The organism is Variovorax sp. GW458-11-26-14-LB1, from assembly GCF_059423965.1.
Window position 1 is genome coordinate 1 of record NZ_JBWKYW010000027.1, and the last position, 15,231, is coordinate 15,231.

Genomic DNA, 15,231 nt, shown 5'->3' on the forward strand with positions numbered 1-15,231 from the left:
ATCTTTCCCCCGCCCGCCCCATGGATCTGAGGTCTCTTCGCTATTTCATCGCGGTGCTCGAAGCCGGCAGCCTGTCGCGCGCGGCGGCGTCGCTGTACGTGGCGCAGCCCGCGCTGACCGCGCAGATCAAGAAGCTCGAGGCCGAGCTCGGCACGCAGCTGTTCGACCGCTCGCACGTCGGCGTCACGCCCACGGCCGCGGGGCTGCAGCTGTACCAGGACGCGCGACGCCTGCTGTCGGATGCTGCGGCCATGCGCGAGCGGCTGCAGCGCGCGCCCGACGGGCCCGAGGGCTCGGTCACGGTGGCCGTGCCGTTCCTGCTGGCCTCGCTGCTGCTCGGGCCGGTGCTGGCGCGGCTGAAGCAGTCGCATCCGCGCATCCGCGTGTTCGTGATCGACGACCTGAGCCTGATGGTGCGCAAGGCGATGGTCGATCGCCGCGCCGACATCGGCCTGCTGGTCGACACCCCGAGCGTCGAGGGGCTGGACGTGCGCCCCTTCGTGCGCGAAGGCATGTTCCTCTGCGGCTTCGATGCGAAGGGTGAGGTGGCGGCGTTGCTCGGCAAAAGTGCGAAGGGTGGGCGCGGGAAGAAGGGGGCGCCCGCGCGCCCCACGGTGCCTTTCGCACGCGCCGCGAGCCTGCCGCTGGTGCTGCAGTCGCGCCGCTTCAGCATCCGCCAGCGCGTCGAGGCGGCGGCCGAGGCGGTGGGCGTGGAACTCAACGTGGTGCACGAGCATGACTCGGCGCGCGTGCTGCGCTCGCTCTACCTGGCGGGTGCGGGCTTCACGGTCACGCCCGCCTGCGCGCTCGCGGACGGGCCGGGCGACCAGCCGAACTGGTTGATCGCACGCATCGTCGAGCCCGAGCTGGCGCGCACCTACCACCTGGCCACGCCGGCCGGCAAGGTGCCCGACGCGGCCACGCAGGTCGTGAGGCAGGCGCTGGCTGACGAAGCGCGCTCGATGATCGCCTCGGGGCGTTGGGACGCGCAGTTCCTGGGCGACGGCAAGCCATAGCCATCGCGGGCAGGAAGATCTCGCGTCGGGGTCATCATCTTTTGTGATGGCCGCGCATCAGCAATCGGTATTTGTTGTGCGGTGGCGTTGTTTGCGAAAGTTCTCCCCACGGTGCACAGGCACCGGCCTCAAGGAGACAACTTGCCCTCACTTTCGCCCGAGGTCGCCAACGTCGGCGAACTCGCATCCCGCGCCGCCCGCCTGCATGCGCGGCAGATCGCCGTGACCACGCCGCAGCGCGCCTGCACCTACGAACAGCTCGACCGGCGCGCCAACCGCCTGGCCAATGCCCTGCGCGGGCTCGGCCTGCAGCGCGGCGACCGCGTGGGCGTGTACCTGCCCAACTGCGTCGAGATCGTCGAGCTGGAGCTGGCCTGCTACAAGGCCGCCCTGGTGAAGGCGCCGATGAACGCGCGGCTCGCGCCGGTCGAGGTGGCCGAGGTCATCGAGAACAGCGACGCCGCGCTGATCGTCACCACCGCCGCGCGCGCCGAGACCTTCCTGCCGCTGCTGAAAGGCGCGGCCCCGAAGCTGTTGCTGCTCGACGCGGCCGAAGGCGCGCCCGCTTCCTACGAAGGCCAGTTGGCACGCGCGAGCGACGCCTTCACCTGCGAGCGCGTGCGCGCCGACGAACTGGCCGTGCTGCACTACACCTCGGGCTCCAGCGGCGTGCTCAAGGCCGCGATGCAGACCTTCGGCAACCGACTGGCCCAGCTGCGCAAGTTCCTCTCGCGCAGCGAGGGCCTGCGCCCCGGCGACCTGCTGGGGCTGGTGGGGCCGATCACGCACGCCTCGGGCATGCAGATCGTGCCGGCGCTGTGCAGCGGCGCGACCATCCGCCTGTTCACCGGCTTCGAGCCCGCGCGCTTCCTGGACGACATGAAGAAGGAGCGCGTGACCCACACCTTCATGGTGCCCACCATGATCAACATGCTGCTGGCCGAGCTGCAGGGCCGCTACCGGCCGCTGCCCGACCTGCAGCGCCTGGGCTACGGCGCCGCGCCGATGGCGCCCGCGCGGATCATGCAGGCGATGGACGTGTTCGGCCCGGTGCTGTCGCAGGGCTACGGCGCGGGCGAGACCACCTCGGGCGTGTGCGGCCTCTCGGTGGAAGACCACCTGTTCGCGCGCGCCGCCATGCCCGAGCGGCTGGCCTCGTGCGGCCGGCCCTTCCTCGAATCGCTGGTGGAGATCGTCGATGACGAAGGCCAGACGGTCGCACCCGGCGAGGTGGGCGAGATCGTCGTGAGCGGCGAGGACATCTTCGCCGGCTACTGGCGCGCGCCCGAGCTCACGGCCGAGGTGCTCAAAGAGGGCCGCTACCACACGGGCGACCTCGCGCGCGCCGACGACGAGGGCTACATCTACATCGTCGACCGCAAGAAGGACATGGTCATCAGCGGCGGCTTCAACGTGTACCCCTCGGAGGTCGAGGCCGTGCTGTACCAGCACGCGGCGGTGGCCGAGGCCTGCGTGTTCAGCGTGCCCGACGACAAGTGGGGCGAGGCGGTGGCCGCGCACATCGTGCTGAAACCGGGCGCCTCGCCCGACACGGCCGGGCTCGACGACTTCTGCGCCGCGCGGCTCGCGGGCTTCAAGCGGCCGCGCCGCATCGAGTTCGTCGAGTCGCTGCTGAAGAACGCCAACGGCAAGGTCGCACGCAAGGCGATCCAGACGCCGTACTGGGCCGGCCACGCGCGGCGCGTCAATTGAACAAGAGCGAAGAGAACGACATGGACACCACACTGACCCCTGCCGCCGCCCCCACCGAGGCTTCGGCCATCCGCGCGCCGCTGTTCGACGGCCCCTTCGAGGGCTCGCCGCGCGCGGCCGAGTTGATCGCCCGCATCGGCGATTTCCTGAACGGCGAACTGGCCGACCTGGTGCGCGAGAAGGGCATCGACCACGAGCACGGCCCCGACAGGGAGACGCTGCGCCACGTCTGGCGCCGCTCGCACGCGATGGGCTTCTACGGCATGACGCTGCCGCCGGCGATGGGCGGCCTGGGCCTGTCGCTGGTCGACCATGTGCTGGTGAAGGAATCGATCTACGCCAGCGGCTCGCCGCTCGCGCCGCATGTGTTCGGCGAACTCAGCGGGCCGCCGCGCGTCGGCGCGCTCGCGAAGTTTGCGACGCCGGAGCAGATGGCGACGTTCATCCGTCCGGTGGCGCAGGCCGAGAAGGCGATCTGCTTCGCGCTCACCGAGGCCGAGGCCGGCTCCGATGCCGGCGCGGTGCAGACGCAGGCGCGGCGCGAGGGCGACATGTATGTGCTGAACGGGCGCAAGCGCTTCATCTCGGGCTCGCCGTTTGCCGATCTCGCGGTCCTCATGGCGTCCACCTCGGACGATCCGGCGCGCCGCGAGGTGACGGCGTTCTTCGTCGACCTGACGCAGCCGGGCGTCCAGGTGCAGGCGGGCTACAAGACCATGGCGGGCCAGTCGACCACGGGCGACATCGTGCTCACCGATTGCCGCGTGCCGGCCGCGAACCTCATCGGCGAGCCCGGCAAGGGGCTGGCGCTGGCGCTGGGGCGCATCACGGTCAACCGGCTGCTGCACTGCCCGGGCATGGTGGGGCTGGCGACCGTGGCGCTGCAGGACGCACGCGACTACGCGCGCACGCGCCGCCAGTTCGGCCGCGCCATCGCGCAGTTCCAGGCGATCCAGCATTCGCTGGCCGACATGGCGACGCAGCTGTGCGCGGCGCGTGCGCTGATGCTGTCGACCGCGCGGCAGATCGACGCCGGCGGCGACCCGCGCGCCGAGGCCTCGATGGCCAAGCTGTTCTGCTCGGAGGCCGCGTTCCGCGTGGCCGACGCGGCGGTGCAGATCCACGGCGGCGAAGGCATCGTGCAGGGGCGGCGCGTGGAGTTCCTGTTCCGCATGCTGCGCATGTACCGCGTGCTCACGGGCACGAGCGAGATCCAGAAGAACATCATCGCGCGTGAGCTGATCGGCGATGCGGCCTGAGGCCGAAACAGACAATCAGGAGACAAGACAAGCCATGACTCTCATCAATGCCCATCGCCGCGCGCTGTGCGGCGCGATCGCGGCCTCGGCGCTGCTGCCGGCCATCGCGCGCGCAGCTGGCGCGAACGCCTCCGCCTGGCGGCCGACCCGCCCGGTCAAGTGGGTCGTGCCGTACCTGGCCGGTACCGGCCCGGACAACGGCGCGCGCATCCTCGCGGAAGCGCTCGGGCCCTTGCTGGGGCAGCCGGTGGTCATCGAGAACCGCGGCGGCGCGGCCGGCAACATCGGTGCCCGCCAGGTCGCGCGCGCCGCGCCCGACGGCTACACCTGGATCTACTCGAGCGCGCCCATGGCCGCCAACATGCGCATGCAGCAGAACCCGGGCTACGACGCGCTCAAGGACTTTCGCCACATCATGCGGCTGACCACCTCCGACGTGCTGCTGGTGGTGAATGCGGGCTCGGGCATCCAGACCCTGCAGGAGCTGGTGGCGCGTGCACGCGCCAACCCCGGCAAGCTCGACTACGCCTCGGGCGGCGTCGGCACGCCCTCGCACCTGGGCGTGGAGCTGTTCCTGCAGGCCGCAGGCGTGCAGGCCACGCAGGTGCCGTACAAGGGCGCGTCGGAAATCGTCAACGCGGTGCTGGGCAACCAGGTGAACTTCGGCATGCCGATCTTCTCGGTGGCGCTGCCGCACGTGCAGGGCGGCAAGCTGCGCGCCCTGGGCGTGGCCGGCGCCAAGCGCAACGCGGCCTTGCCGCAGGTGCCGACGCTGGCCGAGCTGGGGCTGCGCGGCGTCGAACTCACGTCGTGGGGCGGCGTCTCGCTGCCGGCAGGCACGCCTGACGCGATCGCTGCGCGCATCTACGAGGTGTTCGGTCAGGCGCTGAAGCAGCCGTCGGTGATCGCCGCGCTGACCGAGCTGGGCAGCGAGGTGAGCCCGTCGACGACCGAGGCCTACGTGCAGGGCTTCGCGAGCGAGATGGAACTGACCGAGCGGATGATGAAGACCGCGAAGCTGCAGCCGTTGTAAGAAGCAGCTGCTTCAGAGCACGAACCACCCCACGGCCACGTAGTGGCTCGTGGTGCCGGCCAGCACGAACAGGTGCCAGGCGCCGTGCGCGTGGCGCAGCCCCCGCCGGTTGCGATAGAACACCGTGCCCACCGTGTAGAGCACGCCGCCCGCGACCAGCCAGGCCAGTCCGGTCGCGTGCAGCTTGGCCGCCAGCGGCGCGGCGGCCAGCACGCCGAGCCAGCCCATGCCGATGTACAGCGGCAGCGAAGGCTTCTTCGCCGTGCCGGTCTCGGCGGGTTTCAGCTCGCGCCAGATGCCGAAGCACGCGGCGCTCCAGATCGCCGCGAGCAGCAGCCAGCCCCAGGGGCCTTGCAGCGTGACGAGCGCGAAGGGCGTGTAGGTGCCCGCGATGAGCAGAAAGATCGCGCAGTGGTCGGCGCGCTCCCACAGGCGCTTGCTCCGGCCGCGCGTGCTGTGAAAGAGCGTGGAAGCGGCGTACAGCGCCGCGGCCGAGAGCGAGAACACCAGCCCACCCGCGATGCGCGCCGGGTCGCCCGTGGGCAGCGTCTTGGCGAGCAGCAGCGCGGCCGCCGGCAGCGCGAGCAGCAGGCCGAACAGGTGGCTGTAGCCGTTGAGTCGTTCGCCGGGGTACATGAGGTGCGGTGGGGAAGTGGGCGCGTCGGGCGCACGCGGATGCTAGGGAAGGGCCATGACTGCCCCGTGACCGGGCAAACCCTGTCTGGATTCTGGTTGCAAATGTTTACATTCAGCGGCCGGGATGCGTTCCCGACACCCGCCGCGTGCTTTGGCGCACCCGCGCCGGCGGGCCTTCTCACCGCGAGGGACTGCCGATGAAAAAACGTTTGATGTCGTGGCGCCGGGCTGCTGTCCTGTGCGTCGCCATGGGGAGCGCCGCTGTCGCTTGTGCGCAAGTGCAGCAGTTCAAGTGGGGCCACATCTACGAGCCCGCGAGCATCTTTCACCAGCAGGCCGAACTGGCGGCGCGCAAGATCGCCGAGCAGTCCGAGGGCAAGATCAAGATCGAGGTGGTGCCCGCCTCGAAGCTGGGGCAGGAGCGCGACTACGCGCTGATGCTCGCCAACGACGCCATGCAGATCGCCTACGTCGGGCAGGCCACGCTGGCCGAGGGCTATCCGCCGCTGGGCCTGGGCAGCTACCCCTTCGCCTTCAAGGACCTGGACCACGTGCGCAAGTACCTCGCGAGCCCGCTGCTCGCGGACCTGATGAAGGGCTACAACGAACGCAGCGGCAACCGCATGGTCGCGTCGGTCTACTACGGCGCGCGGCAGGTGACCTCGGGCAAGCCGCTGCAGCGCCCCGAGGACTTTCGCGACCTGCGCCTGTATGTGCCCGACGCCGCGGCCTATCAGCTCTTCGCCACCGCGCTCGACGCCAAGCCCGTGTCGCTGCCGTTCAACAGCCTGTACGGCGCGCTCAAGAAGAACGAGGTCGAGGCGCAGGAGCATCCGCTGGGCACGGTGCGCGCCAAGCAGCTGTACGAGGTGCAGAAATACGTGCAGCTCACGGGCCACATCTACGACACGTTGGGCATCGTCATCGGCAAGGCGGCCTGGGCCCGGCTCACGCCGGCGCAGCAGGCGATGGTGGAGAAGACGCTGGCCGACACGGCCAAGTGGACCAACGTCGGCGTGATCGCCAGCGAGCTCGAAGACGAACAGTTCCTGCGCGGCAAGGGCATGACGGTGCAGCCGGTCAACCGCCTGCCGCTGCTGGAGCGCGTGACGAAGCGCTCCACGCCCGAGCAGATGGGCGCACGGCCGGGCGACTTCGCCAAGCTGCAGGCGCTCGCCGGCGCGGCGAACTAACCCGCGCGCTGGCGGTAGCCGCGCGGCGTGCTGCCGGTCCAGGTGCGAAAGGCGCGGTGGAAGGCCGGCGTGTTGTCGAAGCCGACCGAGGCGGCGATGCGGTCGATGGGCTCGCGCGTCTTCACGAGGCGCTGGATCGCGAGGTCGCGGCGCACCTCTTCCTTCAGCGCGCGAAAGCTCGTGCCCTCGGCCGCAAGCTGACGCGACAGCGCGCGCTCCGACATGTGCACCGCGCGCGCCGCCGCGCCCAGCGTGGCATCCGAGGCGAGGTGCGCGGCGACGAACTCGCGCACCGTGGCGCTGGTGGTGTCGTGGTCGAAGGTGACGAAGATCCAGTCGTCGGGCGCGCGGCGCACGAAGTCGAGCAGCTCGGCGCGCGTGCGCTGGAAGGTCTGGCGCAGCACCGGTTCGGCAAAGCGCACCGAAGACGTGTCCTGCTCGAACTGCAGCGGGCCGGGGAACAGGTTGGCGTACTCGTCGAAGCGCGCCGGGCGCGGGAACGCAAAGCCGACGCCCAGCACCGGCAGCTGCCGCCCCATGAGCCACGAGGCCACGCCGTGGATCAGCTTGACCATCAGTGCATGGCCGAAGGGCGTGGTGGGCCGCGCGGCGGCTTCCGGGTGCGGCGCGATGGTGATCGTGGCCACGCCGTGGGCACGCGTCATGCGCAGGCGGTGGTCGTCCAGCAGCAGGTTCCAGAAGCGCGTGAAGCGGTACATGGCGACCATGAGCGAGGGCGCGTCGAGCAGGCTGAGCCCGAGGTACTTGAGCGCGCCGGCGCGGATCGGGCGTGACCACAGCCCCAGCATCTCGTCGCCCATGAAGAGCGACACGCACTCGTACATGCGAACGAACTGCTCGCGCGTGACGCGCGCGCCGTCCTGGCGCAGCAGCTGCGGCGAGAGGCCGGCCTGCGCGGCCAGCATGTCGATGTCGCGCGGGCTCAGCTGGCGGCGCGCGCCGCTCAGCAGGTGCTGCAGGAAGCTGACGGCGACGGTGGCGCGCTCTGGCGGCATGACGGGTTCAAAAGACGGTTGGCGGAATCTGCAAATGAATGGGCGCGATCTGCAAGCAATAGCGCGGTACCCAGGGCTATCGTAGCCCTGAAGCGCCCCATTCCGGTGGCGGAACCCGCAACAACCCAAGGAGCCCTGCCGTGATCGAACGGAACGTCACCCTGCACATGGACGAAGAGGTCGCCGTCGTGACCCTGAACCGTCCCGCCAAGCGCAACGCCATCGACGAGGCCACGCTGGCCGCGCTGGACGCCGTGTTCAGTGCGCTGCCGCGCGAGGCCAAGGCCGTGGTGCTGACCGGCGCGGGGCCGCATTTCTGTGCCGGGCTCGACCTCAAGGAACACCACGACAAGGAACGCACGGCGGTCGACTTCATGCGCGTGTGCCAGCGCTGGCACAGCACCTTCGACAAGATCCAGTACGGCGGCATCCCGGTGGTCGCGGCGCTGCATGGCGCGGTGGTCGGCGGGGGGCTGGAGCTGGCGGCGGCCACGCATGTGCGCGTGGCCGACCCGTCGACCTACTTCGCGCTGCCCGAGGGACAGAAGGGCATCTTCACCGGCGGCGGCGCGACGGTGCGCGTGGCGCGCATCATCACGCCGGGCCGCATGGTCGAGATGATGCTCACCGGCCGCGTGCTCGACGCCCGCGCCGGCAAGACGCTGGGCCTGGCACACGAGATCGCCGCACCCGGCGAGAGCCTGCGCGCCGCGATGGTGCTGGCCAAGCGCGTGGCGAAGAACGCGGCGCTGTCGAACTACGCGATGGTCACGTCGATCAGCCGCATCGCCGACATGTCGGCCACCGACGGCATGTTCGCCGAGTCGCTGATGGCGGCGGTGGTGCAGACCGGCGGGGAAGTGCAGACGCGGCTGGGGGCGTTCGTCGACAAGTCACTGGCCAAGGTCACGCCCGAACAAGTGGCGGGCTGAGGCCCGGCGTCAGGCGTCGAAGGCGCGCCGCAGTTCGCTCGACAGCGTGCCGGCCAGCGCCTCGCGCTGCGGCGCGGGGCGCCAGAAGCTGCGCGTGAGGGCGCCGGTCGATTCCCACTCGGGATGGCTGCGCGCCGGCTGCACGGCGCGCACGGCGCCGGCGGCTGCACGCATCAGCGTGTCGTCCTCGTCCGCCGATGGGGCCTCGGCCCGGATGCGCTCCACGGCCGCATGGCCGCGCCGCTCCAGCGCCTGCGAAAGCTGCAGTTGCCATGCCGCGAGCGTGAACAGCACGCTGTCTTCCACCGTGAGCTCGTGCATGTCGCGCAGCTTGTTGGCCAGCTTGCGCCCGAGCGGGCCCCAGCCCTGCGACACCGCGCCGCCGATGGCGCCGCCCAATGCCGCGCCCGCGCCCAGCGACAGGCCCGCCACTGCGAGGTCGGCCACCACGCCCACGGCGGCGCCGATGACCGCGCCCTTGCCCAGGCGCAGGCCCGCGTCCTTCATCGCCTCGGGGTTGAAGAAGTCGAGCGTCCAGCGGCCTTCGATGATCGGCAGCGGCGCTTCGTCGGCGTCGCCCTGGCGAAAGCCGTAGAGCGCGAGCAGGTCGTCGGTGCAGCGCTGGGCCTTGTCGAACACGTCCTTCTGCACGCCGGCGACCAATGCCTGGCGGCGCGTGGCGTCGGCGAACTCGGCGGCGGGCACGGTGCGGCGGATGGCCGCGGCATCGACCAGCAGGTCCGCAATGCGCGTGCAGGCCGACTGGCGGCGCGCGTCGGCCTCGGCGTCGAGTGCGTCGACCACGCCGCGCAGCGCGTCGCGGCGGTCGCGCAGCAGGGTGGCCAGGTCGTTGTAGAGGTCGTGCTCGGCGCCCACGAAAGGCGCCGCCGCATCGAAGCGCACCTGCACATGCAGGCCGTAGGCCGAGAGCAGTTCCTTCCAGGCCGGCTCGCGGCTGGCGGCGTCGCGCACGAAGTTGAGCACCGGCAGCACCGGGCGCGCGCAGGAATTCAGGAGTTCGATCTCGTCGCGGAACTTGGGCAGCACCGGCTCGCGCACGTCGATCACGAGAAAGGCGGCGTCGATGTCGAGCATCGCGCGCAGCACCTTGGCCTCCTGCTCGAACACGCCGTGCGCCTCGGGGCCCTGCAGAAAGCGGCGGATGCGCTCGGGCGGCGTGGCCTGCTGGGCGGCGTCGAGGCCGGCCAGGTGCTCACGCAGCGCGACCGCGTCTTCCAGGCCCGGCGTGTCGAGGAAGCGCACGGCCGGCTGGCCGTTCACCTCGAGATCGACCGACTCGACATGGCGCGTGGTGCCCGGGCGCTGCGACACCTCGCCGAAGTTCACGCGCCGCGTGAGCGTGCGCAGCAGCGAGGTCTTGCCCGCGTTGGTGTGGCCGACGACGGCAATGCGGATCGGAGTCGGGGCGGTCATGCGGTGGCGGTGCCTTCCGTGAAGACGGCGTCGAGCCGGTCGCTCGCAACCACGTGGGCCAGTCCGGCGTCGCGCAGCCAGTCGCGCCAGCGCTGCGTGGCGGCGGCGTTGGGCGCGTCGGCCAGCCAGAGGCGGCATTCGCCGCAATGCGCCAGCACCTCGCGCAGGAAGCGCTCGGTGCCGCGGTCGGGGCTCGAGGCCGCATGGCAGACCAGCAGCACGGTGCGCGGGTGGGTTTGCACGAGCTGGTCGAGCAGCTCGCGGCGCGCCGGGGCGCTGCCGTCGATGCGGACCGCCGATGCCGGCAAGCCGGCGGGCGGCCAGGGCAGGTCGGGCGGCAGTTCGAAGCCGACGACGAACAGGCCATCGTGCTGCTCGGAAGCCGGCAGGCCCGTCGGCGCGGCGGGGTGCGCGCGGCCCGGGTCGGCATCGACGATGGCGGGCGGCGCCAGCGCGGCGAAACGGGCCAGCAGCTTGCGGTAGTAGGGCGCCTGCCAGTCGGGCTGCAAGGCGGGGCGACGATGGCGGCAGACGGCGGCGCTCAGCAGCACCAGCACCAGGCGCGGCAGCAGGCCGTACACCGCGATGCAGCCGGTGAGCCACAGCGCCCAGGTGCGCTGGGCCGCTGCGACCGGCACCGCCGATTGCACCGTGGCCGCATCGGGCACCGGAAAACCGAACTGCGCCGGCAGCCAGCCCAGCGCCTGCACCACGCGCACGAAGAAGGCGGGCTCGAGGATGGTGGTTTCCCAGCTCAGCGTGTAGCTGCGAAAGGCGAGGGCGAACAGCATCGCGGCCAGCACCACGGCGAACGACAGCGCCCAGATGCCGTGGCTCACGAGCCCGAAGGCCCAGGGCAGCAGACGCGCACGCGTCAAGAGCCCCGTGGCCGCGCGCACCAACTGCGGTGCCTGCCCACGCTGGCCGCCCGCCACGCGCGCCGTGAGCGAAAGCCACAGCCAGCCCAGCGAGGCCGTGCCGAAGGTGCCCGACGGCAGCCACAGGCCGGCCAACCACAGCAGCAGCGTGAGCGCGTGCAGGCCCAGCAAGCTGACGAGCGCGACGATCACGTTGATGTGGCGATCGTTGCCGCCGACCACCTGGCCCGCAAGACCCAGCCCCGCGATCACGACCAGCGCCACCAGCGCCAGCAGCACCCACGGCGCCCATTGCCGGCCGCGCGAGAGTTCGGCCTGCAGGCCCATGCGCTCGCCGAGGTGGCGGGCGCGTTCAACGATGCGGGTGGGGCCGTCGGCTGCGCGCGAGGCCGCGGTACGAAGGGCCGACGCGTCGTCGAGCGGGCCGTTCTGTTCGGTCCATCGGACCGCCTCGGTGATCACCGCATCCGGAAAAGCAGGTGCGCGCAGCGCGGTGGTGGTGATCAACAGGGTCCCTTCTTCTTCGCCAATGACGCCCCGGCGCAGCAAAGCGGTGGCGGGGCGCGCAAATTATGCCCGGCGCATGCAGAAGGCCTGCCCAAGAGAAACGGGGCCGCGAACGGCCCCGTGGCGCTGCGCTTGCGGTTTCAGCGCAGGCCGAAGAACGACAGCACGGCGACGACGACCACGACCAGGCCGACGATGTAGATGATGGAATTCACGCGAAGGCTCCTTGTGGTTGGCGATGACCCAGCATCGGGCGCCAACTGGCGCACGGGTGTCGGCGAGGGACGGTGCGTGCTGTAGGACTCGCGAAGCGCGCAGACGGCGACAAATGCCCGGGATGGGCGTGGACGTGAGCGTGGGCGTGCGCGCCCGGCCTGCTGTGTGACCATTGTTTGCAATGAGCGGCGGGCATCCACGCAAGACTCTGCCCCTTCCAGAAAAGGCCAGGTCATGCGGCTCACCGAGCAATCCCCGTTCACAGGTTCCCACCCCGCGCACCCCGGCGCCCGCGCGCCCCGCGGGCCCGATGCACCCGCCGCGCCGCGCGTCAACGCGCAGCTGCTGCCCACGCTGTTCGACCGCCTGCGCGACGAGGCGCCCGGCCGCAGCGCCGAGCTGCCGTCCGAGTACACGGCCACGCCGGCCCGGATGCGCGAGATCATCCAGCGCGACCTGGCCCTGCTGTTCAACACCACCAACGCCGAAGACCTGATCGACCGCACGCGCCATGCCGACGCGGCGTCTTCCACCGTCAACTACGGCGTGCCGCCGCTGGCCGGCAGCTACCTGTCGGAGCGCAAGTGGGCGGACATCGAACGCATCATCCGCCGCGCGATCCGCGACTACGAGCCGCGCCTGATCCCCGACAGCGTGCAGGTGGTGCCGCTCATGAAGGAAGACGGCGCGGCCGAGGCCTACAACGTGCTGCTGTTCGAGATCCGCGCGCTCATCCACCTGAAGCCGTACCCGCTGGCCTTCACGGTGCAAAGCGCGGTCGATCTCGAGACCAACCGCATGCGCATCGTCGGCGCGGCGGACTGAAGCCTGTCTGTCTTTCATTTCTCCTTTATTTCAACCACGCCAGGGAAGGCTCACCGTCATGGACCCGCAACTCCTCGAGTACTACAACCGGGAACTCGTCTACATGCGCGAGGCGGCGAGCGAGTTCGCCGCTTCGCACCCCAAGATCGCCCGCCGCCTGGGCATGCACGGCATCGAGGTGGCCGACCCGTACGTGGAGCGGCTCATCGAGTCGTTTAGCTTCATGTCGGCGCGCATGCAGATCAAGCTCGACGCCGAATTTCCGCGCTTCACGCAGCGCCTGCTCGAGGTGCTGTACCCCAACTACCTGAGCCCCACGCCGTCGATGGCCGTGGCGCAGCTGCACCCCAGCGTGAAGGAGGGCGACTTCACGCGCGGCTTCGTGGTGCCGCGCGGCACGGCCTTCCATGCGCGCGTGCCCGCGGGCGAGCAGACGCCGTGCGAGTTCCGCTCCAGCCAGGACGTGACGCTGTGGCCCTTCGAGATCGCCGAGGCCCGGCTCACCGGCGCACCGCCCGACATCCCGGCGCTGGAGCGTTACGTGCCGCCGCATGTGCAGGTGACGGGCGCGCTGCGCCTGCGGCTGCGCATCGTGGGCGAGATGGGCTTCTCGGCACTGTCGGGGCTCGACCGGCTGCCGATCTACCTGCGCGGCAACGAGCAGGTGGCGTCGCACCTGTTCGAGCTGCTGCACACCTCGGCGGTCGCGACCTTCATCGGCGAGCCCGGCCAGCTGATGGACCGTCCGCACGTCGTGACCGAAGGCGCGCTGGTGCACGAAGGGCTGGGGCCGGGCGAAGGCCTGCTGCCGCTGGCGTGGAACACCTTCCATGGCCACAACCTGCTGCACGAGTACTTCGCGTGCCCCGAGCGCTTCTACTTCTTCACGCTCACGCAGCTCGCGCCAGGGCTGGCGCGCATTCCCGGCAAGGAGGTCGAGATCGTCGTGCTGCTGAGCAAGCCGCCCGGCGCGCTGGGGGCGCTGGTCGATGCGGCGCAGTTCGCGCTGTTCAGCACGCCGGTGGTCAACCTGTTCGAGCGGCGCACCGACCGCATCGAACTCGACAGCGCGCAGACCGAGTTCCACCTCGTGCCTGACCGTTCGCGGCCGATGGATTTCGAGGTGTATTCGGTGCAGCGCATCGCCGGCCAGCAGGCGCGCACCACGGCCGAGATCGACTTCCGCCCGCTCTACCAGACGCTCAACGAAGACGAGGGCAACCACGGCCGCTACTTCTCGGTGCGGCGCGAACCGCGCCTGGTGTCCGAAACGGCGCGCAAGTACGGCACGCGCACGCCCTACATCGGCACCGAGGTGTTCCTGTCGCTGGTCGACCAGCAGGAGGCGCCGTACCCCGAGAGCCTGCGTTATCTGTCGGTGAAGGCGATGCTCACCAATCGCGACCTGCCGTGCCTGGTGCCGCGCAACGGGCAGGCCGACCTCGCGGTGGCCGATTCGATCCCGGTGTCGGCCGTGGGCCTCATCCGTGCGCCGAGCACGCCCAAGTCGCCGTTCGCGCAGCGCGAGATCGCATGGCGGCTGATCCGCCAGCTGGGCTTCAACCACCTGCCGCTGGCCGACATGCCGCACCGCGAGGGCGCGCAGGCGCTGCGCGACATGCTGCGGCTGTTCGTCACGGCCGACAACGACGTGCTGCGCCGGCAGATCGATTGCCTCGTCGGCTCGCGCATCGAGCCCGTGACGCGGCGCCTGCCGGGCGCGGGGCCGTTGATCTACGGGCGCGGCGTGCAGTGCACGCTGAGCGTTGATGAAGAAGGGTTCTCGGGCACGAGCCCGTACCTGCTGGGGCTGGTGCTGGAGCACTACCTCGCGCGGCACGTGAGCATCAACGTGTTCACGCAGACGACGCTCGAATCGATGCAGCGCGGCACCGTCGCGAAATGGCCCGTGCGCATGGGTGGGCGAGGCGCGGTCTAGTTTCTCCTGGGCGGGAGCGCCTGCTCCAGCAGCCACAGCATGGCGGCCCGCACCTTGGCGGCATCAGCGCCTGCATCGATCTCCAGGGCCGCGCGGTCGAAGGCGGCCGACAGCAGGCGGGCGAGGGCGTCGAGCGACACCTCGCCGCGGCCCATGCCGGCGCGCGCCAGCCCCTGGCGCAGCGAGTTCGCCGAGGTGGCGTCGTCCATCGACATCATTTCCGCCAGGCCCAGCACGGCCGGCCCGTCGATCAGCAGCAGCCGGGTGCGCCCCGGCACCGTCATCGCCTTCAGGTAGGCCTCGCTGCCCACGAGCAGGGCTTCGCGCGGGCCGAGCTCGTCGGGCGTGACGGCATCGATGTCGGCCGCGACCGCCTGCGCCTCGAGCAGCAACACCTGGCGGAAAAGGTCGCGCTTGTCGTTGAAGTGGTGGTACAGCGCCCCGCGCGTGATGCCGGCGGCCATGGCGATCTCGGGCGTGGAGGTGTCGCCGTAGCCCTTGCTGACGAAGAGCGTGCGGGCCGCCTCGGTCAGGGCGAGGCGGGTGGTTTCGGTGCGTTCGCGGTTGGTGCGTGCCGGGGTTTTGGCCATGACCCTAATTTACATGCAGTCTGTTTGTGGATTAATATTTAACT

The 15,231-nt window shown here is 70.6% G+C and carries 14 protein-coding genes; 8 read left to right on the forward strand and 6 right to left on the reverse strand.

What is annotated here, in order from left to right; genetic code table 11:
• Positions 1 to 20: 20 nt before the first annotated feature.
• From AC07YS_RS18285 to AC07YS_RS18300, 4 genes are all read left to right on the forward strand, one after another.
• Positions 21 to 1,016: a LysR family transcriptional regulator gene (locus AC07YS_RS18285; RefSeq protein ID WP_495268812.1), complete on the forward strand. Its 996-nt coding sequence runs from the start codon at positions 21 to 23 to the stop codon at positions 1,014 to 1,016.
• 141 nt (positions 1,017 to 1,157) lie between these two features.
• Positions 1,158 to 2,729 carry an AMP-binding protein gene (locus AC07YS_RS18290; RefSeq protein ID WP_495268811.1) on the forward strand — a complete coding sequence of 524 codons (1,572 nt, stop codon included), beginning with the start codon at positions 1,158 to 1,160 and terminating at the stop codon, positions 2,727 to 2,729.
• A gap of 20 nt (positions 2,730 to 2,749) precedes the next feature.
• Entirely contained in the window at positions 2,750 to 3,988 is a 1,239-nt protein-coding gene (locus AC07YS_RS18295) for an acyl-CoA dehydrogenase family protein (RefSeq protein WP_495268810.1), read from the forward strand.
• Positions 3,989 to 4,022: 34 nt separating this feature from the next.
• Positions 4,023 to 5,021 (forward strand): tripartite tricarboxylate transporter substrate binding protein, encoded by a 999-nt coding sequence (locus tag AC07YS_RS18300; protein ID WP_495268809.1) that lies wholly within the window; start codon positions 4,023 to 4,025, stop codon positions 5,019 to 5,021.
• A 12-nt stretch (positions 5,022 to 5,033) separates the two neighbouring features.
• Here the strand turns inward: AC07YS_RS18300 and trhA are convergent, their stop codons facing one another.
• Complete coding sequence (trhA, locus tag AC07YS_RS18305; protein WP_495268808.1) at positions 5,034 to 5,657, reverse strand: PAQR family membrane homeostasis protein TrhA; 624 nt, start codon at positions 5,655 to 5,657, stop codon at positions 5,034 to 5,036.
• Positions 5,658 to 5,854: 197 nt separating this feature from the next.
• Here trhA and AC07YS_RS18310 point away from each other — a divergent pair, with 197 nt between their 5' ends.
• The gene (locus tag AC07YS_RS18310) at positions 5,855 to 6,850 is read left to right on the forward strand and encodes a sialic acid TRAP transporter substrate-binding protein SiaP (protein ID WP_095947501.1); all 996 of its coding nucleotides are present in this window, start codon (positions 5,855 to 5,857) and stop codon (positions 6,848 to 6,850) included.
• On the opposite strand, the gene AC07YS_RS18315 is transcribed toward AC07YS_RS18310, so the two are convergent.
• The gene (locus AC07YS_RS18315) at positions 6,847 to 7,866 is read right to left on the reverse strand and encodes an AraC family transcriptional regulator (protein WP_495268807.1); all 1,020 of its coding nucleotides are present in this window, start codon (positions 7,864 to 7,866) and stop codon (positions 6,847 to 6,849) included. The genes AC07YS_RS18310 and AC07YS_RS18315 overlap by 4 nt on opposite strands.
• Positions 7,867 to 8,006: 140 nt before the next feature.
• On the opposite strand from AC07YS_RS18315, the gene AC07YS_RS18320 reads away from it, so the two are divergent.
• The gene (locus AC07YS_RS18320; protein ID WP_255221122.1) at positions 8,007 to 8,798 is read left to right on the forward strand and encodes a crotonase/enoyl-CoA hydratase family protein; all 792 of its coding nucleotides are present in this window, start codon (positions 8,007 to 8,009) and stop codon (positions 8,796 to 8,798) included.
• A gap of 9 nt (positions 8,799 to 8,807) precedes the next feature.
• Here AC07YS_RS18320 and AC07YS_RS18325 read toward each other — a convergent pair whose 3' ends face one another.
• The 3 genes from AC07YS_RS18325 to AC07YS_RS18335 all read right to left on the reverse strand — a co-directional run bounded on the left by AC07YS_RS18325 (position 8,808) and on the right by AC07YS_RS18335 (position 11,886).
• Positions 8,808 to 10,232: a GTPase/DUF3482 domain-containing protein gene (locus AC07YS_RS18325; protein ID WP_495268806.1), complete on the reverse strand. Its 1,425-nt coding sequence runs from the start codon at positions 10,230 to 10,232 to the stop codon at positions 8,808 to 8,810.
• Positions 10,229 to 11,617: a DUF2868 domain-containing protein gene (locus AC07YS_RS18330; RefSeq protein WP_495268805.1), complete on the reverse strand. Its 1,389-nt coding sequence runs from the start codon at positions 11,615 to 11,617 to the stop codon at positions 10,229 to 10,231. Before AC07YS_RS18330 ends, AC07YS_RS18325 begins: the two co-directional genes overlap by 4 nt.
• Positions 11,618 to 11,757: 140 nt before the next feature.
• Complete coding sequence (locus AC07YS_RS18335; RefSeq protein ID WP_302622609.1) at positions 11,758 to 11,886, reverse strand: hypothetical protein; 129 nt, start codon at positions 11,884 to 11,886, stop codon at positions 11,758 to 11,760.
• Positions 11,887 to 12,067: 181 nt separating this feature from the next.
• Here AC07YS_RS18335 and tssE point away from each other — a divergent pair, with 181 nt between their 5' ends.
• Both tssE and tssF read left to right on the forward strand, forming a co-directional pair.
• Entirely contained in the window at positions 12,068 to 12,658 is a 591-nt protein-coding gene (tssE, locus tag AC07YS_RS18340; RefSeq protein ID WP_083258999.1) for a type VI secretion system baseplate subunit TssE, read from the forward strand.
• A 58-nt stretch (positions 12,659 to 12,716) separates the two neighbouring features.
• Entirely contained in the window at positions 12,717 to 14,597 is a 1,881-nt protein-coding gene (tssF, locus tag AC07YS_RS18345) for a type VI secretion system baseplate subunit TssF (RefSeq protein WP_062475631.1), read from the forward strand.
• Here the strand turns inward: tssF and AC07YS_RS18350 are convergent.
• Positions 14,594 to 15,187, reverse strand: coding sequence for a TetR/AcrR family transcriptional regulator (locus AC07YS_RS18350; protein ID WP_495268804.1), 594 nt, complete (start codon positions 15,185 to 15,187; stop codon positions 14,594 to 14,596). The genes tssF and AC07YS_RS18350 overlap by 4 nt on opposite strands.
• Positions 15,188 to 15,231 lie beyond the last annotated feature (44 nt).